The organism is Devosia psychrophila, assembly GCF_000971275.1.
Lineage (GTDB): Bacteria > Pseudomonadota > Alphaproteobacteria > Rhizobiales > Devosiaceae > Devosia > Devosia psychrophila.
Genome location: NZ_LAPV01000073.1, coordinates 1 through 22062, shown reverse-complemented (window position 1 = coordinate 22062; position 22062 = coordinate 1). Strand labels below are relative to the sequence as shown.

The following is a 22062-nucleotide window of genomic DNA, read 5'->3' as shown; positions in this document are numbered from 1 at the left end:
GGTGACGTCTCATGGATGCTGCACGCCTGATTGATCTGCAAAGCCGCTACATCGTCAACCAAGGGCCCAAGCCGCTGGCGCATGGCAGGGCGGTCGCCTCGACCGGCAATCCTATCGTCACCGAGACGGTGATCGAGACACTGGCGGCCGGCGGCAATGCGGCCGACGCGGCAATTGCCGGGGCGTTGGTGCAGGCGGCGGTAGAGCCGCATCTGACCAGCCATGCCGGCATGGTGTCGTTTCTCTACTGGGACGCGAAGTCGCAGAAGTCCTACCAGCTCAATTCTCTGGGCACGCTGCCGCATGACCTGGCGCCGTTCCGGCCGATCAACGGCGTCGGCGGCTGGGCCCGCGAGGGTGCGCCGGGGCCGCAGGCGGCCATTCCGGGCTTCATGCCAGGGCTGGGCGCGATGCACGAGCGGTTCGGCACGATGGAGTGGTCGGCACTGTGCGAGCCGGCGATCCTCTGGGCCGAGGAGGGGCATCCGGTTTCCTCATTCGAATATGGCGTCAATGTCTTCGCCGCACCGTTCTCGACCTATTTCGAGGAAGGTCGCGCGGTGTTCATGCCGAACGGTTATTTGCCGCCGGTGGGGAGCGTGGTGCGCAATCCTAAATTGGCCAAGACGCTGACGGCGCTGGCGGCCGAAGGTCCTGGATATTTCACCACCGGCCAGTGGGCGCGCGACTTCGTCAAGGCCGGCAACGATCTGGGCTGGGCGGTGCGGATGGACCACATGACAGCCAATTCGCCGCGCTGGCAGGAGCCGATGGCGTTTAGCCATCGCGGGCACGAGATCGTCAGCCTGGCGCCGCCTGAGCGGCAGGCGGTGTTCTGCTCACTGGTGCTGGGTGTGCTGGAACATGCGGGCATTGCCGATATGGAACCGTTCGGGGCGGACTACCTGTTCTTCATGAGCCACGCGCTGCGACTGGCCGAACAGGCCTGCGGCTTCCTGCATGATCCCGAATACTTTGGGGCGGCCGCCGGGCCGATCATGGACCCGAGCTATCATCGCTCGTTGGCCGCCATGATTGCGGCGAGCCGGCCCAAGGTGGACTTGACCAACCACGTACGCCTGACCACCGGCGCGGCGGGATTTGCTGCCTCGGGCTGGAACAGCGCCAAGTCCAAAGCGCCGGTCGGCAGTTGCGAGATTTCCATTGTCGATAGGGATGGCAACTGGTTGCAGATGATGAACACGGTGCAGTCGGGCGGTATTCCGGGAATGGCTGTGGGCGGCGTTGCCATGATGGGCTCGCATGAGCAGACCAGTATGAATGCGCACTTCTCCAACTGGCGTACGCCAGGCGCGCGGATGCGAAATATCCTGGGCAACACCTTCGTCATGCGCAACGGCCGGCCCTGGCTGGCGCTCGGCACGCCGGGCAATGTGTATGCCACGGTGGCGCAGATGCTGGTCAATATCCTCGATTTCGGCATGACGCCGGACGCCGCCTCCGACGCGCCGCGCATGCTGCCGCTGGAGGACAATTACGCGCTGACCGTGGAAAGCCGGATTTCGCCACAGGCCGTGCTTGGCGTCACGGCGCTCGGCTTGCACCTGACGCCAATGCCCGCCTGGGACTGGAACCAGGGCTCGTTCCAGATGTGCTGGCGCGACGGCGACACCCTGACCGCTGGTGCCGATTTCCGCCGCACTGGCAAAGCTGCGGGTCTGCCATAAACCTTGACACCGCCTTTTTGGCGACCACAACGCCGGCCCTTCGGGACGGGACCTCGACTGCCGAACGGCGTCGGTCCACTCCAAGACCAGCCATGGGTTGAACGTCAGCTTTCTGAATGGTCTCTCGCTGGAAGCAGACCAACCGCTACCCATCTGTGGACGCCCCGTAAGACGCAAGTGGTTTTTGAAGGATTGCACGTGGTCGGATGCTGCCATCTGTCCGGCCTCTGATGCAGCACCAGAGGCTGCGGGCCCGTGTATGGGAGTTCGCGGACCGGATCCATATCACCCACAGCGGGCTCAAGGCACATTGGGAAGCCCTGGTTTTCCGATCCCGTCTCACCGACTGTTGTGCCATGCCTTCCTTCGACCGACTACGTCTCCGACGACCTCTGGTCCGCCTTGGCTTACGCCCCAGCTGCGACCGGAGCTTTGTAATCCTCTTGCTTCAACAGCAGCGCCCAGACGATGCGCGCCGTCCTGTTGGCCAGTGCGACGGTGACCAGCATACGTGGCTTGCGGGCCATCATCTGCTCAAGCCATGAGCCTGCAGACGCACCACGTTTGCTCGCCTGCAGGACGACCGCACTGCAACCGCTGATGAGGAGGCGCCGCAACGTTCGCTCGCCCATCTTCGTGATCGATCCCAGCTTTTGCTTGCCCCCAGTCGAGAGCTGACGAGGCGCCAGACCCAGCCATGCGGCAAAGTCTCGTCCCTTGGCGAAGGTCTCGGCCGGCGGGGGCAAGGGCCGCAATCGCGGTGGCCGTGATCGGGCCCACGCCCGGTATCGTCTTGAGCCGTCTGGCGATCGTGTCCTCGCGGGCCCGACGCGCGATCTCCTTGTCCAGTTCGCCGATCTAGTGTTCAACTGATCCAGCAGATCGAGCATCGTTCGGAACATCGGCTTGGCCGCCTCTGGGAGTGACGATCCCATCGCGCCCTCGATCATGTCGCCCAGCACCGCTACATGCGACGGTCCTTTGGGAGCGACCCAGCCATACTCGGTCAGGTGACCTCGGATGGCATTGATCAACTGGGTGCGCTGCCGAACCAGCAGATCGCGCGTTCTCAACACCAGGGCAGATGCCTGCTGGGCCTCGCTCTTGATTGCTACGAACCGCATGCTCGGACGCTGCGCAGCTTCGCAGATTGCCTCGGCATCAACCCCATCATTCTTGTTCCGCTTCACGAATGGCTTCACATAGGCCGGAGGGATCAGCTTGACTTCGTGACCCAACAGCGTGAGTTCGCGAGCCCAGTGGTGCGCACCCCCGCAGGCCTCCAACGCCACCAGGCACCGTGGCTGCCGTGCGAAAAACTCCAGTAACGTCGTGCGGCTGATCTTGCGGCGGAACAGCGCTCGACCGCTCGCATCTGAGCCGTGTGCGTGGAAAACGTTCTTAGCGATATCAAGGCCGATTGTTATAACTTCCGACTTGGACGGCTCCTCAAGTGGTGTGTTCAACACCTCCACTTTGGCACATCGATGCCGCCGGGGGCGTCCACCCCATCACCCCCCTTCAGCCGGTCCGCAACTAATGCGGTTTCAGTCTATCCGTCTGTTCAGTGCTTTCAGGATCTGATGGAAGCGGCGGTAAACTTGCGGCAGAAGCTCGACCGGGCCAAGAGCGAAGTAGGTGCCTTCGCCCCCGTCGACATGAGCTTCGTCAATCGGGTGATCCTGGTGAACGATGTCGACCGGCTATCCCGCCCGTTCGTGGATCGCTGCCAGGTCGTTCGGCTCCCGCCGCCGAGCGTGGCTGAGATCACCCAGATTGCGACCCGGGAGATCGAGCGCCGCGGGCTTGAGCCTGAACTCGTCGCCGTAATAGCCACGGCGGTGCGCAAGGGTCGCACCACCAGCCTGTGCAGGCTGCACAAATTGGTCGACGCGGCCTCTGCCGCCTCAGCCCGTCCCTCATCAACTAAGCATTTTTGCAAAAAACCAAGAAATGGACTTCTTCTATAGTCTATCCCCTCAAAAACCGCGCTATCTCCACGTTCATCGACACTACTTTCCCGGCCGGCCAGCAGGAACGTCAGGCCCAGGCCATTCTTGACCCGCTAACCCAGCACGATCTCGCCGCACTGCGTGTAGAGGGTCGCAGTGGGTATAATTCGAGCGGCGCCAGGTTTCTTTGTCTGGCTTGTCATGGACCAATGTTCGTGGCGCAGAACCCCGCTGCTCCCGGCGTGCCGAGCGACGGCCGCGGCGCACATTTCAAGCACTATGCGGTCAAAGATGCCCCGCCATGTGATCTGCGGACTGAGACAAATCTTCGCGCTATCGGGGGGGTGAAGTTCGTAGGATTAACGGAAGGGGCCGACCATGCTGCGCTCAAGCTGCAGCTCGCGCTCGCACTCTCCGAGGATCCGGATATCACCGACATCCTTGTCGAGCAGCAAATCCGTGCCAGCGACGGATCGTGGTGCCAGCCCGACGTTCAGGCAATGATTAACGGCAAGCTCGTCGCATTCGATGTCCAGCTTGCTGCCGCGTCGCTGCAGACGATCCAGAACCGCATCGAGTTCTATAAGGCTAACGATATCTGCCACGTTTGGTTGACAGACGCCGCGAACTTGGCCTGGCTGAGCCAGCTGGCGTTCCGCGACCTTTACCTGACAAGCGGTGGACGCATCTTTTCCATCGACTCCGACGTCCTAGCTGTCTGCGTCGATAGCGCGACCTTCCAGATCAAGGAGCTTAGTCTTTCTCCGCGGCTTGCTCCGCCCTTGCCGCTTCACAACGTCTGGGATTCGACCATATGGGTGTCGCTCTTGGCTGAGCGACGCTTTGGAAGCGAAGTCACCCTCCTCGCACTTGAAATGAAGTTGGTCAGATGGGTTTTGGGAGGGCAGGAACGCTGTTTGCGATTGGGACACTGCTATTTGTTCGGCATCCACCCTGCAGTTCATAGCTAAAAGCAGTCTGCCCAGAATCGGCCCAGATACCGGTTAGCGGACGCGCAATCTGGCGTCCGCTTTATATAGCCCTTCGCTGGAAGCGGCCTTTTCGCTGTCGGCCCCATGGCTGCCGGGCCGCGGATAACTCGCGGATGCCGGTGCTGAGCCTTGGTGGTCACCAGGATTATCTATTCAATTCAATGGAGTAGGTGTTCTCAGTTTCATTCTGACCGGCGCGCCAACAATTTCAATGACCTTTTCAGGTCAAATTGCTCTGCCATGCGAGTGATACCATCCGGCCACTCTGCGCGCTGCAACTTCATCCAATCCAGTGGTACTCATCTGCGGCGGATTGGTTTATCTAGACCATTCATTGCGTAACGAACTGAGGCCGACCCATGAAGCATGAGAGAGAAAACACCTTTGCCGAGCGCCGCGATGCGTCCCTGGGTGCAAAAAAGCAGCTGTTGGAGCGCATCAAGTCGGCTCCGAAGCCCGATCAGGCTGAGCTGGACCGCAAGCGGGCCGAAAAAGAAGCTACTGCCGCAGCGCGTGAAGTCCGCCAGGCCGAGCAGCTGCGCGCCAAGGAAGTTGAAGCCGAACGGAAGCTGGCCGAAGCGGCCGCATTGATCCAGTCCGAAGCTCAGGCGCGAATTGACGCTGAGCTGGAGACCGTCAAGGCTGCGGCAAACGAAGCGGCCCAAGAGGTCGAGCGCAAAGAAGACCGCGATCGTCGCTACGCTGCCCGGAAAGCTCGCAAGCGCTAGGGAGCGAGCAGGGGCTTAGCGCGCAAATGCGCCCGGGGATTCACCTAGACGTCAAAGAACACCGTCTCGCGCTCGCCCTGAAGCTGGATCTCCAGCATATAGCCTGGCACCGGACCATCTTCCTTGCGCGCGATCAGCGTAGCCCGCCGCCTCGGATCGGGGATTTTGTTCAGCACGAAATCGGCAGCGTTGGCCTCCGCTTCGTCTTCGAAATACAGCCGGGTCTGCAGCCCGGTATTGATGCCGCGCGCCACGATCCACAGCGCTAAATGCGGGGCCATGGGCCTGCCGTCAGGGCCGGGCACCGGCCCTGGCTTGATGGTCTCAAAGCTGAATACCCCATCCGCATTGACCGGTTGCCGGCCCCAGCCGGTAAAGGCGGGCGCCGAATTGGAATTCGGCCCCATCGGCGCGGCATACGAGCCATCGGCATCGGCCTGCCAGCATTCGACCACCGCATCGCCGACTGGCGCACCGGCGCCGTCGACAATGCGGCCACTAACCACGATGCGCTCGCCCACGGTGTCGGCAGTCAGCATGCTGATTCCGGGATCGGTGGGGTAGACGCCCTTGATCTCGGCAAAGTTGGGCGTCAGCCCGATATGCACATAGGGACCGGCGGTCTGCGACGGCGTCTCTTTGAGGGTAGGGACCGGGTGCAGCATCAGTTGCCCTCCAACCTGTTCTCGAACATGGTCGAGCGGCGCCCGCGCAGCACGATATCGAACCGATAGGCCAGCGCGTCCATCGGCGTCGTATTGTGCCGGTCGAGCCGGGCGATCAACTGGTCGATGGCCGCCTTGTCGGGAATGCTGCCGACGATGGGGCATTGCCAGATCATCGGGTCGCCCTCGAAATACATCTGGGTAATCAAACGCTGCGCAAAGGCATGGCCGAACACTGAAAAATGGATATGGGCCGGCCGCCAGTCATTGCCGCCATTGGGCCAGGGATAGGCGCCCGGCTTGACGGTACGGAAGCTGTAAAAGCCGTTCGCGTCGGTCAGCGCCCGGCCGCAGCCGCCAAAATTGGGATCGAGCGGCGCCAGATAGGCCTCGCGCTTGTGGCGATAGCGCCCGCCCGCATTGGCCTGCCAAAACTCGACCAGCGTATTGGGCACCGCCCGGGCGTTCTCGTCCAGCACCTGGCCATAGACGATCAGCCGCTGCCCGATCGCCTCGGCCCCATCCTGGCTGAAATTGCGGATCAGGTCATTGTCGAGCGCATTAATGCTGGAATGCCCAAAGCTCGGGCCAGTCTGTTCCGATGCCGTGCCTGGCAGCGACAGCAGCGCATGTTTCGGTGCTCGGAAAGTGGTGCTCTTGTAGCCCGGCGTATTGGCCGGCGGATGCCAGGAGCGATCACGCGGGTACAGCGCCCCATCGGCGCCCGGCAGGATCATGCCGCTCATTGTACGGCCTCCCGTTTGGCCAGTTCTTCCTTGGCGATCCTGAAGGCGCGGTTGGCCGCTGGCACGCCAGCATAGACTGCGACATGCAGCAGCGCTTCCTTGATGTCGTCGGGCGTGCAGCCGGTATTGACCGTAGCGCGCACATGCATGGCGACCTCCTCGTCATGGCCCAGCGCTGCCAGCAGGGCGATGGTCAGCATGGACCGCTCCCGTCTGGTGAGCCCAGGCCGCGACCAGACCGTACCCCATGCACCCTCGGTGATGAAGCTCTGGAAATCGTCATCGAAACCAGTGGTGCGGGAAGTGGCGCCGTCGACGTGAGTGTCGCCAAGGACTGCCCGGCGCGTGGCCATGCCACGTTCGAAAAGATCATCGTCAGCCATGGCCTGCCTCTTCAAGAAACGCTGTGATCAGGCTCACCAGGGCGTGAGGCTGTTCGATAGATGGAATATGTCCGCAGTCGCCGATGATCTCGAACCGGGAATCAGCGATCCTATTGGCCATGTCCCGCACCAGTTCGACTGGTGTAGACAGATCCTGGTCGCCCACCACGACCAGAGTGGGTGTGGTGATTGCGGCGATAGACCCCCGCAAATCCGCATCTCTTAGTGCCGCGCAGGTTCCCGCGTAGCCATCGAGGGGCATCCGCAGCACCATGTTTTGCCAACCCGCCAGTTCTTCGCGGCGGTCCCGGCGAAAGCTTTCGGTAAACCACCGCGCCATGATGGTCTCGGCAAGACTGCCGATGCCGTTTTCCCGGACTGCCGCAATCCGGCTATTCCACATCGTCTCGTCGCCAACCTTGGCTGCAGTGTCGCAGAGGACAAGCGCAGAGAGGCGATCGGGATGACGCAGCGCGAAGGCTTGCGCGATGAGCCCGCCAACGGAAACCCCGACCACGGCGACATGGTTGATGTCGAGGTGCTGCAACAGCCCCGCGAGATCATCGACATGATGCTCCAGTGCATAGTCGCCGGGCGGAGCGTCGCTCAAGCCGTGTCCGCGCTTGTCATAGGACAAGATGCGGTAGTACCCGGACATCAGCGCCACGACCTGATCCCAGATCCGCGCATCGGTGCCGAGCGAGTTGACCAGGACGATTGCCGGTGCTGCCGGGGGACCAGCCAGCCGGTAGTGCAACAATATGCCATTGATCCGAACGAAGGCCATCTACCTCTCCCGCTCTCGATATAAGACACTGGCTGCTGGGAAGTAAAATGACTACTGGTTGGCCATCGATAACCGCTAGCTTATGCAAAGCGCCCCAAATGCGATGCAGGCGGGCACATGAGTTGTCGGCCATAACCGGAGATAGATTTGGCACAGCGCATCATCGATCCACGCATCAAACTCCGCCACCTCACCTGTTTCCTGGAAGTCGCTCGGCTGAAAAGCGTCGTGAATGCCGCCGAAGTCCTCAACATCAGCCAACCCGCTGCCTCCAGGACCATCCAGGAACTCGAGCAGGTGCTGGGCGGCAGCCTGTTCGATCGCAGCAAGCGCAACCTGTTCCTGACGCCGTTCGGCGAGGTGTTTTATCGTTATGCCGCGACCAGCATGGCGGCGCTGCGACAAGGCATCGATCTGGCGCGCGGCACCCACGAGGCGGCCATTGTCCGGGTCGGGGCGCTGCCCACGGTCTCGGCGCGGATCTTGCCCAGCGCCGTGCAGGCGTTCACCGCCACCGGATCGGGCGTGCATACGCGGGTGGTTACCGGGCCAAACGATTACCTGCTGACGCTGTTGCGCACCGGCGACGTGGATTTCGTCATCGGGCGAATGGCCGAGCCGGACGTGATGCTCGGGCTGTCCTTTGAGCACCTCTATTCCGAGCGGGTCGTCTTCGTGGTGCGTCCCGGTCACGCGCTGCTCAGCGAGCGAAGCTTTGATCTGTCGATGGTGGAAAATTACCAGACGCTGGTGCCGCCACCGGGCTCGGTGATCCGCCGTCTTGTCGAGCGCATGCTGGTCGCCAACGGCGTTACCGAGCTGCGCGATGAGGTCGAGACGGTGTCAAACGCCTTTGGACGGGCCTATGTCCGCCAAACCGACGCGATCTGGATCATCTCGGAAGGGGTGGTGGCCGAAGACATAGCCGATAAACATCTGATGCTATTGCCCGTCGATAGCAGCGAGACCACTGGCCCGGTCGGCCTCACCACGCGCACCGATATGGTATCGACGCTGGCCGCAGAAAGTCTCAAGCAGGCAGTGCGGGACGCGGCAGCAAGTCTACGCTAGATCGCCTCAACCGCGTCGCCCATTGCGGAATTCCGAAGGCGACACCCCCAGAACCCGCCGGATGAAGCGCGTGAAATAGGCCGGGTCGTCGTAGCCGAGCCCCGAGCCGATCTGCTTTATCGTCAACGTCGAAAACATCAGTTGCCGCCGTGCTTCCAGCGCTATGCGCCGCTCGACCACCGCCAATGGCGAGGCACCAAGCGCTTGTCGGCTTACCCGATTGAGATGGGTCTGGCTGATGCCGATCGCTACGGCATAGTCGGCGATGCTGCGCATCTCGCGGAACCTCTGTTCCACTAGATCCCGGAACAGATCGGCATGTCTTTTGGACCGAGCGGCAGCAATGCCTAGCGACCCTGGCAGGTTTCGCGAGCGCTGCAAGGCGACCAGAAGCAATGTCAGGCGCGCCAGCATCGCCTCGTCATGCCACGCGCCAAATCTGTCGGCTTCAACGACCAGATCATCCAGAGCCGCCATCGGTGCTGCAACCGCATGCTCGAGCACACCTGCACTCACTCGGCCGATCCTGTCGGCGGCGTCTCGCTGCATCAGCGTCACGACCACGCCTTCCACATCGTCGCTGAAGCGATAGCCGTGCACAGTCATTGCCGGCACCAGCACTATGACCGGCGGCTGCAGCACAAATTCCGCGCCATCGAGGAATACCCGCCCGCTGCCGCCGGTCAGGCTCAATATCTGGAACAGGTGCTCATGCCGGTGCGGCGCTATGGTGTAGCCGTGCAACCGGCTGCGGGACTGGATGGTCTCCCAATGCAGCCATTCGTGCTGCCGGACACCGATCTGTTCGCCATAAAGCGCGTAGGTTGGTACGTCATTCATGTTCAGATAGTGCAAGAGATTGCGCGCCCTGTCCATTTTCGTCCAGCCTTCTCGCCCCCATGCTTGATAAAAAGAGGGGATGGGATGCGCACCCAGGTTGTTATCATAGGAGCAGGGCCAGCCGGTCTGATGCTCGCTCGCCTGCTCGAAGTGGCTGGTATCGACGCCATCATCCTCGAGCGCAAAAGTGCCGAATACGTCCTGGGCCGCATCCGTGCCGGCGTGTTGGAACAGGGCACTATCGATCTGATGGACCGGGCGCAGACCGGACCAAGGATGCACGCCGAGGGGCTGATCCATCACGGCATCGAGCTGGCCTTCGACGGCGACAGCCACCGCATCGACTTCGAGGCTCTGGTCGGCCGCCATGTGATGGTCTACGGGCAAACCGAGGTCACGCGCGATCTGATGGCGGTGCGTCGCGGCACAACCATTTACGAGGCCGAGCAGGTCGAGCTGCATGATTTCGACGGCAAACCATGGGTCACCTATGCCAGGCATGGCGTCACGCATCGCATCGACTGCGAGTTTATCGCCGGCTGCGACGGCTACCATGGCGTTGCCCGTCAGAGCGTGCCCGCCACGGCATTGACGACCTTCGAACGTGTCTATCCGTTTGGCTGGCTCGGCGTACTGGTTGACCAGCCTCCCGTCGCCGAGGAACTGATCTATGCCCACCACCAGCGGGGCTTTGCGCTCTGTTCGCAACGCTCGCCGGCCCGAAGCCGATACTACGTGCAAGTCCCTGCCGATGAGCAGGTGGGCGCCTGGTCCGATGACCGCTTCTGGGATGAACTGCGTGCCCGGCTCGATCCAGCCACCGCCGAGACGCTTCAGACCGGTCCATCCATCGAAAAGTCGATCGCGCCGCTGCGCAGCTTCGTAGCCGAGCCCCTGCGTTTTGGCAGGCTGTTTCTCGCCGGCGACGCCGCCCATATCGTCCCGCCGACCGGGGCAAAGGGCCTCAATCTGGCCATGAGCGATGTGGCGGTGCTTGCCGACGCTTTCATCGAGTATCTTGCAGAGCAGTCGTGCGCCGGCATAGATGCTTATTCGAGCGCTGTGCTGTCGAAAATCTGGAAGGCTGAGCGGTTCAGCTGGTGGATGACCAGCCTGCTCCACACTTTCCCGGACGCCGGAGCGTTCGGGCGCCGCATTCAACGCGCCGAATTCGATTATCTGACGGGGTCACGCTTCGCCCAGCAAAGTCTGGCCGAAAACTATGTAGGGCTTTCATGAGAACCAAGAAGGCATGAATAACGCCTTTTCCGTTGGTTCAACAAAGCCTGTATGGCCATTTCGATAACTCAGGGGTTATGACCCGGCCTGGCAAATTCATTTTCGCCTCGGAGTGCCGGTGGTAAAGTCCAATAGCCGTAGCGCAGTTTACGGATCTGGGAGGAACAGATGAAATCAGTTTTTTTGGCGGGCCTCGCGCTCGTCTTGTCCAATAGCGTAGCCTTCGCCGACACCATCAAGATCGGCGTGGTCGGCCCGTTCTCCGGCCCGGCTGCCCTGCAGGGTAAAAATTTCCAGGCCGGCATCAATGCCTGGCTAGCCGTGAACGGCAATACGATAGGCGATGACACCATCGAGGTGATCTACCGTGACCTGCCGGCCCCCGATCCGGCACAGTCGGCTGCGCTGACGCAGGAGCTGATCGTCAGCGAGGGTGTCCAGTATCTGGCCGGATACTATTACACGCCGGACGCCATGGCCGCGGCGCCGATCCTTGAGGAAGGCAATGTGCCAATGGTGGTGTTCAACGCCGCCACCTCCGCCATCGTTAATGCGAGCCCCTACGTGGTGCGCACCTCGTTCACCACTTGGCAGACTTCGACACCCATGGCCGCCGTGGCGCATGATCGCGGCATCAAGAAGATCATCACTGTGGTCTCGGACTATGGCCCCGGCATCGATTCAGAGACGGCCTTTGTCACCGGCTTCACCGCAGCGGGCGGCGAAATCGTGGAATCGGTGCGGATGCCGATGAACACCAATGATTTCAGCCCGATGATGCAGCGCATCAAGGACTCCGGCGCAGAAGCAGTATTCGCCTTCCTGCCGGCCGGTCCGGCAACGCTTGGCTTCGTGCAGGCCTATGTCGAGAACGGTCTTAAGGACGCTGGCGTGACGCTGTTGGCGCCGGGCGACCTGACCCAGGAACCCGATCTTGCGGCGCTGGGTGACAATGCCCTCGGCCTGCTGACCACATTCCACTACGCGGTCAGCCATGACTCACCAGAAAATGCCGCTTTCGTCGCGTCCGCGACCAAGGCAATTGGCAGTGCGTCGGAATTGAGCTTCCCGGCCGTCGGCGCCTATGACGGCATGTATGTGATTTCCAAGATGATCGAAGCCACCGGCGGCAACCAGGATGCGGCTGCGGCGGTCGAGGCTGTCAAGGGGCTCAGCTGGATCAGCCCGCGCGGGCCGGTGAGTATCAACCCCGAAAACCGCCACATCACGCAGAACATCTATCTGCGCGAAGTGGCTTTTGAGGATGGCCAGTATATCAACAAGGAAATCCAGACCTTTGAAAACCAGGTCGACCCCGGCTGGAAGGCACCTTAAGGCGCGCTTAGGCTCCAAGTAGGCAGTCGACACCCTCCCTCTTGGGGGGAGGGATCAAGGGTGGGGGTCGTTTGACTGGCTACTGAGTCTCTCCCACCCTCCTGACCTCCCTCGCCACGCGGGAGGCCAGGCCAACGGTTGGGTCACATAGCCCCACGGTGCGAAGCGAGATCCAATGCAAACCGTTCTCTCCATTGCCGCCGATTCCCTGGCCTACGGCATGGTACTGTTCATCATCTCGATCGGCCTCAGCGTCACCATGGGGCTGATGAAAGTGGTCAACCTCGCCCATGGCGCCTTCGCCATGATCGGCGGCTACATCGCCTGCTATGCCACCCAGCAGTTGGGCCTGCCTTTCGGCGTCGGCATCGTGGCGGCGGTGGTCGGCACGGTGTTGATCGGCATCCCGCTCGAACGGTTTCTCTATCGCCGCATCTATGGCGCGCCCGAACTGACACAGGTGCTGATGACTATCGGCATTACCTTCATCATTATCGGCATCGCCAATTTCGCGCTCGGACCGACGCTCAAGACAATTCCCCTACCGAGCCAGTTGCAGGGACCGGTCGACCTGGGCTTTCGCTCCATCGCAGCCCATAAGCTGTTCGCCGTGGCGGTAGGCCTCGTGGTGGCGGCCGCGCTGTGGTTCATCGTCGAACGGACCCCATTCGGCGTGCGGCTGCGCGCCTCGGTGGATGACGCCGCTATGGCGGGCGCCCTCGGCGTGCGAACCAAGATGGTTTATGCCGTCAGCTTTGCGCTGGCCATCGGCCTCGCGGCCCTGGGTGGCGTGGTCGGTGCGCAATTGCTGCCGATCGAGCCCTATTATGCGCTGCACTATATGGTGACGTTCCTCGTCGTTGTGTCGGTCGGCGGGGCCGGATCGATCACCGGCGCGCTGATTGCAGCATTGCTGCTGGGCGCCGTGCAGACGACTGGCCGCTACATAATGCCGGAATATGGCGAGTTCTTCTTTTACCTGGCGGTCATCGAGGTGGTCGCGGTGTTTCCGCATGGGCTGATGGGGCGCAGCAAATGAGCCGGCCCATTCGTGACCTGATCGCTGTCCTCGTGCTGGCTGCCGTCGCCGTGGTGCTGTTCTTCCTGTTTCCGACCAATCTGGCGCTGCTGACACGGATCGTGGCCGTGATGCTGCTGGTGCTGTCGCTGGACCTCGTGACTGGCTTTGCCGGCGTGGCGACACTCGGTCATGCCGCGCTGTTCGGCGCCGGTGCCTATGCGGCGGGTATCGCGGCGGCCAAGTTCGGCATCACCGATCCGCTGCTGATGCTGGCCATTGGGGCGGTGGCCGGCTCTGTGGCCGGTGCGCTTTCCAGCCTCGTCATCCTGCGCGGCCATGGGCTTAGCCAACTGGTGCTGTCCATCGCCGTGGTGCAACTGGCGCATGAGGCGGCCAACAAGCTGTCGGCCTGGACCGGGGGCAGCGACGGCTTGAGCGGCATCGCGCCATCGGCTCTATTGGGGATGTTTCGCTTCGACCTGTTCGGGCGCACAGCCTTTATCATGGCGGTAGTCATGCTACTGCTGGTGTTCGTCATCTTGCGCGTCGTCGTGCGGTCGCCGTTCGGCATGCTGTGCCGCGGCATCAAGCAAGACCCGACCCGCGTGCGCGCCATGGGCGCGCCGGTCTATTCGACGCTGGTCAAGATGTACGCCATTGCGGGAGCTGTTGCCGGGCTTGGCGGGGCGCTGTCGGCCATCGCCACCAAGGTTGTCGGGCTGGACAGCCTGTCGTTCAACCTCTCGGCCGAGGCACTGGTGATGCTGGTGCTGGGCGGCACCGGCAAGCTGTTCGGCGCCATGCTCGGCGCGCTGGTTTTCGTGTGGTTCGAAGACCGGATTTCGGCGATCAATCCATTCCACTGGCTGACCGTAGTCGGCGTGCTGCTGGTCGCCGTGGTGCTGTTCGCACCAAACGGGCTGACCGGGGCCGCCGAGGCAATCTGGAAGCGCCTGCGGAGGGCGCGGTCATGAGCTTTTTTGAAGTGCGCAATCTCAAGAAGCATTTCGGTGGGCTCGCCGTGACCGACGACGTGTCGCTGGCGCTGGAGAAGGGCGACCGCATCGCGCTGATCGGACCCAATGGTGCCGGCAAGACGACCTTCGTCAACCTGGTCACCGGCCTGCTCAAGCCCGACGCCGGCGCAGTGTTTGTCAACGGTCACGACGTGTCGAAATATTCGCCCTCACAGCGCGTCAAGGCGGGGCTGGTGCGCAGCTTCCAGATAACGCGGCTATTTTCGGAAATGACGCCGGAAGAGCATGTGGCGCTGGGCATATTGCAGCGGCAGGGCCGCACCGGGCAGGCCTTTACCGATTATCGCGGCATGAAGGACGTCGTGGCCGAAACCTCCGAAATCCTCGGTCTGCTCAACCTCTGCCACATCGCCCAGGTCAAGGTCAGCGACATCGCCTATGGCCAGCAACGCCTGCTGGAAATTGCGCTGGCTATGGCGCTGCGACCCAAAGTCCTGCTGCTCGATGAGCCGGCGGCGGGGGTGCCGAGTTCGGATACTGTTCTGATCGAGAAGGCCCTGGCACAATTGCCCGCCGACCTCGCCGTGCTGATGATCGAGCATGACATGGATTTCGTGTTCCGCTTCGCCCAGCGCGTCATCGTGCTGGCAGCGGGCGCCATCATTTTCGACGGCACGCCGGCCGAGGTGTCCAACGATGCCCGGGTGCGCGAAGCCTATCTGGGGAGCTATGCCAATGACCGCAGCGCGGCTTGAGGTCAGCGGGCTAAGCGCCGGCTATGGCCCCACCCGCATCATTGAAGAGGTGAGTTTTGTCGTGCCGGCGGGCGGCCGAATGGCCTTATTAGGCCGCAATGGCATGGGCAAGACCACCTTGTTGGCAACATTGGCCGGGCAGACCAAACGCCATGGCGGAACCGTCGCGCTCGGCGACACGGAGCTTACCGCGCTGGATGGCTCGGGGAGGGCCCTGGCCGGGCTGGGCTACGTGCCACAGAGCCGAGCGATCTTTAAATCGCTGACCGTGGAAGAAAACCTGTTTGTCGGGCTCAAGGACCGGCCCAAGACCGCGATCGAAGAAGCCTATGCCATGTTTCCGCGCCTCAAGGAGCGGCGGCGTAATCTCGGCTCGCAGCTATCGGGCGGCGAGCAGCAGATGCTGAGCACCGCGCGGACCATCCTCGGCCAACCCGCGGTGCTGCTGCTGGACGAACCGCTCGAAGGCCTCGCCCCGGTTATCTGCGAGGAGCTGATGGAGACTTTCGCTCACCTTGCCGCCAGCAAAGCGATGACCATCCTGCTGGTCGAGCAGCGCATCAAGGCCGCTCTGGATTTCGCCGAGAGCGTGGTTATCCTCGAACGCGGCCGTGTGGCCTGGCAGGGAACTCCGGCGGCCCTCGCCGCACAGCCCGAAACAGTGGACCGCCTATTGGGCGTCGGGCACTAAGAAGCCCCTAACCCGCTAACCGATCAGGTGTTGGCCCATCCACCATCCACCAGGAATTGCTGCGCCGAGATCATGGCGCTGTCTTCGGCCGCGAGGAATAGCGCCATTCGGGAACAGTCGTCGGGATAGACCCGACCCGCCAGCGCCTGCGTCGCCTCTATCTGTGCCTCGGCGGTTTCGTCGATCCAGTGGGTCAGCTGCCGCTCGGTCATCACCCAACCGGGCACCAGTGAGTTGACGCGGATGCCGTGCTTGCCCAGCTCGCGTGCCATGGCGCGGGTCAGGCCGTGCGTCGCGGCCTTGGCCGTCTCGTAAACCGGGATTTTCGGCGACATGATCATCCAGCTGATCGAGCCGGTATTGATGATCGAGCCGCGTTTCGCTGCGATCATGCCCGGCGCCACCGCCTGGATGGCAAAAAACGCGTGCTTGAGATTGACCCCCATGCGCTCGTCCCAATAGGCCGGCGTCACCTCGGCCCATTCGTGGCGCTGGTCATGCGCCGCATTGTTGACCAGCACCAGCGCGTCGCCATGCGAGGCTGCAAAGCCGGCAATCGCTGCCTGATAGGCTTCGGTATTGGTAACGTCGCATTGCGTAAACTTCGCCACCTGGCCCGATGCATTGATCTCGTCAGCCAGAGCATTGCCCCTGTCAGCCTGGATATCGACAAAGCCAACCTTGGCGCCCTGCGCCGCAAAGTTGCGCACCAGGGATTCGCCAATACCCGAAGCGCCGCCGGAGATAACTACGGGGAGGCCATCAAGGCTTGGATAACGGGCAAATTCACTCATTGGTCAGGCTCACTAATGGTCTAGATAAACAGACTCGAATGCTTGGTTTCGAGTTCGGGAAGGTCGTCGAGAATACTGCCAAGATGCTCGGCCATCGCGGTCTTGGCCGCTTCGACATCGTGGTCGTCGATCGCCGCCATGATGGCGCGGTGTTCGCGCACCCGGCGCGCCATGTCGGCTTCGCTTTGCAGCGTCATGTTGCAGACGCGGTCCATATGCGTCTTCATGTCGGCAATGGCGATCCAGGCAATGCCGACGCCGGCGCCCTGCGCCACCGCGAAATGAAACGCCTCGTCATGCTCGCGAAAGCCAGCATGGTCGAGCTTGCCGGCAGCTTCCTCCTGCTTGCCCAACAGGCTTGCGATCCGCTTTCGCTGCCAGGCGTCGAAATTTTGCGCCGCCTTGGCCACCACGGCGATTTCCACCGACTGCCTGACAAACAGCGCCTCGGTCATTTCTTTTGCGGAAATGCGCGCCACCACCGTGCCGCGATGCGGGCGAATTTCGATCAGCCGCGAATTTGCCAGCCGAATCAGCGCCTCGCGCACCGGCTGCCGAGACACCCCGAGGCGGGTCGCGATGTCCTGCTCGCTGAGGCGCGAACCGGGCAATAGCTCCAGCTCGATGATGGCGCGGCGCAGATCCTTTTCGATTGACGCAGCGGCGCTTTCACCGCTCTCAGCCACCTGCATATCAAGAGTCATATTTCATCTCGCCCATGCCATTGACAGGGAATGCCAATGCGCCATACGGTACCATACAATTCCATACAGGACGTAACGAAAACGTCCGGATGCTCGGGGAGGGTGGGCTTAGCCCGCCGTTGCGACACTCATGCAGTCACGCTTTCAAGACAATTTCGTTGCGCCGAACCTTAATGATCCGCGGCTGGCGAGTAAACGCACCTATCGCATGTTGATCGACGGCAAGTCGGTCGATGCACAGTCTGGCGAAACCGTCACCCGCGAAAGCCCCGGCCATCGCGGCAAGGTCATCGGAGAATGGCCGGCGGGCACCACCGCCGATGCGGGCCTGGCCATCGCCGCCGCGCGCAAGGCCTTTGATCATGGCCCCTGGCCGCGCATGAGCGGCGCTGAACGCTCGACCATCCTTCATGCCGTCGCCGCTAAAATTCTCGAGAACGTCGATGAACTCGGCCTCGTCGAATGCCTCGAAACCGGCAAGCCTCTGGATCAGGCCAAGGGCGAAATCGGCTATTGCGCCGACCTGTGGAACTACGCCGCCGGGCAGTCGCGTGGCCTCGAAGGGTCTACCCACAATGCCATCGGCGAAAACCGCCTTGGCCTTGTGCTGCGCGAACCGGCCGGTGTCGTCGGTATCATTACGCCGTGGAACTTCCCCTTCATCATCGTCTCCGAGCGTGTTCCGTGGGCTCTCGGCGCTGGCTGCACCGTCGTCGCCAAGCCAAGCGAGTACACCTCCGGCACCACCATTCGCCTCGCCGAACTGGCGCTTGAAGCGGGCCTGCCGCCCGGCGTGTTCAACGTCATCACCGGCTATGGCCCCGCCGTGGGACAGGTGCTGGCCGAAGACCCCCGCGTCGATGTGATCGCCTTTACCGGCTCGGTCCGCGTCGGCACGCATCTGGCGGGTCTCGCAGCTAGCGGCGTCAAGCGCGTCGGCCTTGAGCTGGGCGGCAAGGGCCCTCAGGTGGTCTTCGCCGATGCCGATCTAGAAGCCGCCGCCGATGGCATTGCCTATGGCGTCTATCACAATGCCGGCCAGTGCTGCATTTCGGGCAGCCGGCTGATCGTAGAAAACTCGATCCGCCCGGCTTTGCTGGAGCGTGTACTCGCGTTGTCGCGCAAGCTGCCCTTTGGCGATCCGCTCGGCGCCGGCACGCGCTACGGCGCCATGGTCAGCCAGAACCATCTCGAAAAGGTGGCGAGCCTCGTTGCAGCCGGTGTCGATGAAGGCGCCGAACTGCTGCTCGGCGGCGACATGATCGACGCCAAATCGGGAAACTTCTTTGCCCCGACGATATTCGACAAAGTGCGTCCCGACATGCGCATCGCCCAGGAGGAAATCTTCGGGCCGGTGCTGGCAACAATCGGTTTCGATACGCCCGAGGAGGCTGTCGCACTGGCCAACGGCATTCCATTCGGTCTGTCGGCCAGTGTCTGGTCGCGCGATCTTGAAAACGCCATCCAGACCACACGCAAAATCCGCGCCGGTCGCTGCTGGATCAATTCGGTGATCGACGGCACCCCGGAATTACCGATCGGTGGCTACAAGAAAAGCGGCACCGGCCGCGAACTTGGCCGCCTCGGCTTCGATGAATATTCCCAGTTCAAAGGTCTGCACATGACCCTCGGACGCGGGCAGCCCTGGTTCCAGCACTAAGAAGCTGAAGCGGGGACATAAGAATTCGGCGGCGTGAGGACGCCGCCGGAAGCGGGACCTGAGGAGGCCCGCATCCGATTAACAGGGAGGACTAAACAATGAAACTGACCAAACTGACGGCAGGCCTTTTGGCTGGTTGCACCATGCTGGCATCCGCCGGCGGCGCAATCGCGCAGGATGAGGCGGTGAAAGCCACCATGATCATCTATCTCGACCCCAGCGTGCAGTTCTTCAATCCGGTGGTGAAGGGCGCCCAGGACGCCGCGGCCGCCTTCAACGTCGATCTCGACGTGCAATATGCCAACAATGACCCGATCCGTCAGAACGATCTGATCGAAAGCGCGGTGGCAACCGGCGTTGCAGGCATCGCCGTCGCCATTTCGAGCTCCGACGCCTTCGACGACAGCATCTGCGCCGCAGTCGACGCCGGCATCATCGTCATCGGCTTCAACAATGACGACCTCGAAGGCGCCGCCGGCAATTGCCGCCAAGCCTATGTCGGCATGGACGAGGAAGCCTCGGGCTACGAGCTGGGCATCCGCATGATCGAAAAATTCGGTCTCAAGGAAGGCGACACCGTCTTCAACCCGCGTGAAATCCCCGAAGCAAGCTTTGCGGTGGCGCGTGGCGGCGGCATCGAGCGTGCCATGACCGAACACGGCATCAAGGTTGAAACCGTGCGTGCCGGTCTCGATCCGGCCGAAGCCCAGAACATCATGGCCCAGGCCCTGATCGCCAATCCCGACATCAAGGCCGTGTTCGGCACCGGCTCGGTTACTTCCACCGTTGGTGCTGGTGCGATCAAGGATGCGGGCGTCGATGTGCCCTTCGGCGGCTTCGATCTCGCGGTCGAAATCGTCAATGCCGTCGAATCCGGCGCCATGTTCGCCACCATGGACCAGCAGCCCTACCTGCAGGGTTACTACCCCATCGCCCAGATCGCGCTGGCGGCTCGCTATGGCCTGACCCCGACCGACGTCGATACCGGCCAGGGTGCCTTCCTCGACAAGGAACGCATCGGCGTCGTGAAACCCTTCATCGGCACCTATCGCTGATCTGACGGCCCCGGTCTCACCGGCCGGGGCCACCACCCTCTCTTAACCGGATATGACCGTGACCGACATGATCGATCATCGCGCCGCCATGCCCAGGCCAACCGCTGCCCAGCGGCTGCATGCGCTTCTCACCATGCCCGCAGGCGCCATCCTGCTGGTCTTTGTCGCGGTCCAGCTCGGCTGCATCATCGCCGGCCTGCTCTACCCCGACGACTTCCGCTATCTCTCGTCCGCCAACATGGGCATCATGATGCGCTCGGTCCCGGTGCTGGGTTGCCTGGCGCTGGGCGCCGGCATGCTGATGATCGCCGGCGAATTCGATCTCTCCATCGGCTCGGTTTACACCTTCACCGCCATCGTCATGGCCATGCTGGTCGGCAATGGCGTCGACGCTTTCCTCGCCGCCCCGGCCGGCCTGTTGATCGGCGCCGCCATTGGCCTGCTAAACGGCGCGCTGACGCTCCGGTTTAACCTCCCCAGTTTCATCGTCACCCTCGGTGGCCTGTTGTTCTGGCGCGGCGCCGTGCTGCTGCTCAATGGCGCGGTGCAGGTCCGCTTTGATCCCAATCCGGTGTTCAACGAGCTGTTCTCCGGCACCCTGTTCGGCATCAACGCTGCCTTCATCTGGTTCATCGGCCTGTGCCTGGTGTTCTACGCCCTGCTGCATCGCCACAAGTTCGGCAACCACGTCTTCGCCACCGGCGGCAATCGCTCGGCGGCGACGGCCATCGGCGTCAATACCAACCGTGTCAAGCTCACCGCCTTCGCCATCGCCGGCTTCATGGCGGCCTTTGCCGGCATTCTCGCCACCACCCGCGTTGGTTCGGTGCAGCCGGGGCAGGGCGCCGGCCTTGAACTCCAGGCCATCGCCGCCTGCGTCATCGGCGGGCTCTCCTTGCGCGGCGGCCGCGGTTCCATCCTCGGCGTGTTCCTTGGCGTCATGCTGATCTTCACCATCACCGATGTGCTGCTACTGATGCGCGCGCCCGGATTCTATCTCGACATGTTCATCGCCACGCTGATCGTCGTGGCCTCGATCTTCAACCACGGCCTCGATCGCCGGGGAGCCTCCACATGAGCCTGTTGGCCCTGCACAATATCACCAAGACCTTCGGGCCGCTCAAGGCCCTCACCGATCTCAGCTTCGAAGTCGGCCACAGCGAAGTCGTCGGCCTGCTCGGCGACAATGGCGCCGGCAAATCCACCACGGTCAACATGCTCTCGGGCATTCACCGCCCCAGCTCGGGCTATATTTCCGTCGACGGCCAGCGGCAGGATTTTGCCAACCGCCGCGACAGCGCCGAGGCGGGTATTGAAACCATCTACCAGAACACGGCTTTGGTGGATTGCCTCTCCATCTCGCGCAACATCTTCCTCGGCCGCGAACTCACCGACCGTTTCGGCTTCCTCGACCTCAAGCAGATGCGCGACATCGCCATGCAGGTGCTCGAAAGCGCCGTCCACATTTCTGGCATCGATAGCCCCGACAAGCTGGTCGGCGATCTGTCCGGTGGTCAGAAACAGGCCGTCGCCATCGCCCGCGCTGTCTTCTTCAAACGCCGCATTCTACTGCTCGACGAACCGACCTCGGCCCTGTCGGTGCGCGAAACCGAAGCCCTGCTCGGCCAGGTGCTCAAGCTCAAGGCCGAGGGGGTTTCGAGCGTGCTGGTGACCCACAATCTCTACCACGCCCACCAGGTCTGCGACCGCTTCGTCATCATGAGCCACGGGACAAAGGTCTTCGACGTCGCCAAGGCCGATACGACAATCGAAGAACTAACCCGGCATGTGGTGCTGACCTGATCGCGCGGGCGCCAGTGTTCATCGTCTCCTCCCCTCATCAGGTCAGTGCTTACAAGGGGCATTGTGGCTCCCATCACCCCACCCTCAATCCCTCCCCATTCAGGGGAGGGAGGCGCCATACCAAAGGTCCCAGCTCCTTCTTATCCCTCCCCTTGTGGGGAGGGATAAGAAAGAGC

General features: G+C 62.3%; 22 protein-coding genes and 1 pseudogene. 15 read left to right on the top strand and 8 right to left on the bottom strand.

The window, feature by feature from the left end:
- Positions 1–11: 11 nt before the first annotated feature.
- Complete coding sequence (locus tag WH91_RS05870; RefSeq protein ID WP_052952623.1) at positions 12–1688, top strand: gamma-glutamyltransferase; 1677 nt, start codon at positions 12–14, stop codon at positions 1686–1688.
- Positions 1689–2095: 407 nt separating this feature from the next.
- Here the strand turns inward: WH91_RS05870 and WH91_RS05865 are convergent.
- Positions 2096–3154 (bottom strand): annotated as a pseudogene (locus tag WH91_RS05865) (IS110 family RNA-guided transposase).
- Between the two features lie 117 nt (positions 3155–3271).
- Between WH91_RS05865 and WH91_RS05860 the strand changes: the two are divergent.
- From WH91_RS05860 to WH91_RS05850, 3 genes are all read left to right on the top strand, one after another.
- Positions 3272–3658 (top strand): hypothetical protein, encoded by a 387-nt coding sequence (locus WH91_RS05860; protein WP_046170065.1) that lies wholly within the window; start codon positions 3272–3274, stop codon positions 3656–3658.
- Positions 3625–4611, top strand: a complete 987-nt coding sequence (locus tag WH91_RS05855; protein WP_143078147.1) for a DUF6035 family protein — start codon at positions 3625–3627, stop codon at positions 4609–4611. The genes WH91_RS05860 and WH91_RS05855 overlap by 34 nt, the downstream gene beginning before the upstream one ends.
- A gap of 380 nt (positions 4612–4991) precedes the next feature.
- Positions 4992–5360 (top strand): DUF6481 family protein, encoded by a 369-nt coding sequence (locus WH91_RS05850; protein WP_046170063.1) that lies wholly within the window; start codon positions 4992–4994, stop codon positions 5358–5360.
- Positions 5361–5404: 44 nt separating this feature from the next.
- Here the strand turns inward: WH91_RS05850 and pcaG are convergent, their stop codons facing one another.
- From pcaG to pcaD, 4 genes are read right to left on the bottom strand one after another with little or no spacing between them, the layout of a single operon-like run.
- On the bottom strand, positions 5405–6025 hold the full coding sequence (pcaG, locus tag WH91_RS05845) for a protocatechuate 3,4-dioxygenase subunit alpha (RefSeq protein WP_046170062.1): 621 nt from the start codon (positions 6023–6025) through the stop codon (positions 5405–5407).
- The gene (gene pcaH / locus WH91_RS05840; RefSeq protein ID WP_046170061.1) at positions 6025–6771 is read right to left on the bottom strand and encodes a protocatechuate 3,4-dioxygenase subunit beta; all 747 of its coding nucleotides are present in this window, start codon (positions 6769–6771) and stop codon (positions 6025–6027) included. The genes pcaG and pcaH overlap by 1 nt, the downstream gene beginning before the upstream one ends.
- Positions 6768–7154 carry a 4-carboxymuconolactone decarboxylase gene (pcaC, locus tag WH91_RS05835; RefSeq protein ID WP_046170060.1) on the bottom strand — a complete coding sequence of 129 codons (387 nt, stop codon included), beginning with the start codon at positions 7152–7154 and terminating at the stop codon, positions 6768–6770. The genes pcaH and pcaC overlap by 4 nt, the downstream gene beginning before the upstream one ends.
- A complete protein-coding gene (gene pcaD, locus WH91_RS05830) occupies positions 7147–7941 on the bottom strand; it encodes a 3-oxoadipate enol-lactonase (protein WP_046170059.1) in 795 nt (264 codons plus the stop codon). Before pcaD ends, pcaC begins: the two co-directional genes overlap by 8 nt.
- A gap of 159 nt (positions 7942–8100) precedes the next feature.
- Here pcaD and pcaQ point away from each other — a divergent pair, with 159 nt between their 5' ends.
- Positions 8101–9012, top strand: coding sequence for a pca operon transcription factor PcaQ (pcaQ, locus tag WH91_RS05825; RefSeq protein WP_046170082.1), 912 nt, complete (start codon positions 8101–8103; stop codon positions 9010–9012).
- Positions 9013–9018: 6 nt separating this feature from the next.
- Here pcaQ and WH91_RS05820 read toward each other — a convergent pair whose 3' ends face one another.
- Positions 9019–9888 (bottom strand): helix-turn-helix domain-containing protein, encoded by an 870-nt coding sequence (locus tag WH91_RS05820; RefSeq protein ID WP_052952622.1) that lies wholly within the window; start codon positions 9886–9888, stop codon positions 9019–9021.
- A 48-nt stretch (positions 9889–9936) separates the two neighbouring features.
- On the opposite strand from WH91_RS05820, the gene pobA reads away from it, so the two are divergent.
- From pobA to WH91_RS05790, 6 genes are all read left to right on the top strand, one after another.
- Entirely contained in the window at positions 9937–11091 is a 1155-nt protein-coding gene (pobA, locus tag WH91_RS05815) for a 4-hydroxybenzoate 3-monooxygenase (protein WP_046170058.1), read from the top strand.
- Positions 11092–11259: 168 nt separating this feature from the next.
- The gene (locus WH91_RS05810; protein WP_046170057.1) at positions 11260–12426 is read left to right on the top strand and encodes an ABC transporter substrate-binding protein; all 1167 of its coding nucleotides are present in this window, start codon (positions 11260–11262) and stop codon (positions 12424–12426) included.
- Positions 12427–12601: 175 nt separating this feature from the next.
- Positions 12602–13465 carry a branched-chain amino acid ABC transporter permease gene (locus tag WH91_RS05805; RefSeq protein ID WP_046170056.1) on the top strand — a complete coding sequence of 288 codons (864 nt, stop codon included), beginning with the start codon at positions 12602–12604 and terminating at the stop codon, positions 13463–13465.
- Positions 13462–14421 carry a branched-chain amino acid ABC transporter permease gene (locus tag WH91_RS05800; RefSeq protein WP_046170055.1) on the top strand — a complete coding sequence of 320 codons (960 nt, stop codon included), beginning with the start codon at positions 13462–13464 and terminating at the stop codon, positions 14419–14421. Before WH91_RS05805 ends, WH91_RS05800 begins: the two co-directional genes overlap by 4 nt.
- On the top strand, positions 14418–15179 hold the full coding sequence (locus WH91_RS05795; RefSeq protein ID WP_046170054.1) for an ABC transporter ATP-binding protein: 762 nt from the start codon (positions 14418–14420) through the stop codon (positions 15177–15179). The genes WH91_RS05800 and WH91_RS05795 overlap by 4 nt, the downstream gene beginning before the upstream one ends.
- Positions 15160–15870, top strand: coding sequence for an ABC transporter ATP-binding protein (locus WH91_RS05790; RefSeq protein WP_046170053.1), 711 nt, complete (start codon positions 15160–15162; stop codon positions 15868–15870). The genes WH91_RS05795 and WH91_RS05790 overlap by 20 nt, the downstream gene beginning before the upstream one ends.
- Before the next feature lie 23 nt (positions 15871–15893).
- On the opposite strand, the gene WH91_RS05785 is transcribed toward WH91_RS05790, so the two are convergent.
- Together WH91_RS05785 and WH91_RS05780 are read right to left on the bottom strand one after the other, a co-directional pair.
- Positions 15894–16664, bottom strand: a complete 771-nt coding sequence (locus tag WH91_RS05785; RefSeq protein WP_046170052.1) for an SDR family NAD(P)-dependent oxidoreductase — start codon at positions 16662–16664, stop codon at positions 15894–15896.
- Between the two features lie 20 nt (positions 16665–16684).
- Complete coding sequence (locus WH91_RS05780; protein ID WP_046170051.1) at positions 16685–17368, bottom strand: GntR family transcriptional regulator; 684 nt, start codon at positions 17366–17368, stop codon at positions 16685–16687.
- A 130-nt stretch (positions 17369–17498) separates the two neighbouring features.
- On the opposite strand from WH91_RS05780, the gene WH91_RS05775 reads away from it, so the two are divergent.
- The 4 genes from WH91_RS05775 to WH91_RS05760 all read left to right on the top strand — a co-directional run bounded on the left by WH91_RS05775 (position 17499) and on the right by WH91_RS05760 (position 21886).
- Complete coding sequence (locus WH91_RS05775; RefSeq protein ID WP_046170050.1) at positions 17499–19028, top strand: aldehyde dehydrogenase family protein; 1530 nt, start codon at positions 17499–17501, stop codon at positions 19026–19028.
- A 98-nt stretch (positions 19029–19126) separates the two neighbouring features.
- Complete coding sequence (locus WH91_RS05770) at positions 19127–20083, top strand: sugar ABC transporter substrate-binding protein (RefSeq protein ID WP_046170049.1); 957 nt, start codon at positions 19127–19129, stop codon at positions 20081–20083.
- A 67-nt stretch (positions 20084–20150) separates the two neighbouring features.
- The gene (locus WH91_RS05765; RefSeq protein ID WP_171910571.1) at positions 20151–21161 is read left to right on the top strand and encodes an ABC transporter permease; all 1011 of its coding nucleotides are present in this window, start codon (positions 20151–20153) and stop codon (positions 21159–21161) included.
- Positions 21158–21886 carry an ATP-binding cassette domain-containing protein gene (locus WH91_RS05760; RefSeq protein ID WP_046170048.1) on the top strand — a complete coding sequence of 243 codons (729 nt, stop codon included), beginning with the start codon at positions 21158–21160 and terminating at the stop codon, positions 21884–21886. Before WH91_RS05765 ends, WH91_RS05760 begins: the two co-directional genes overlap by 4 nt.
- Positions 21887–22062: the final 176 nt, after the last annotated feature.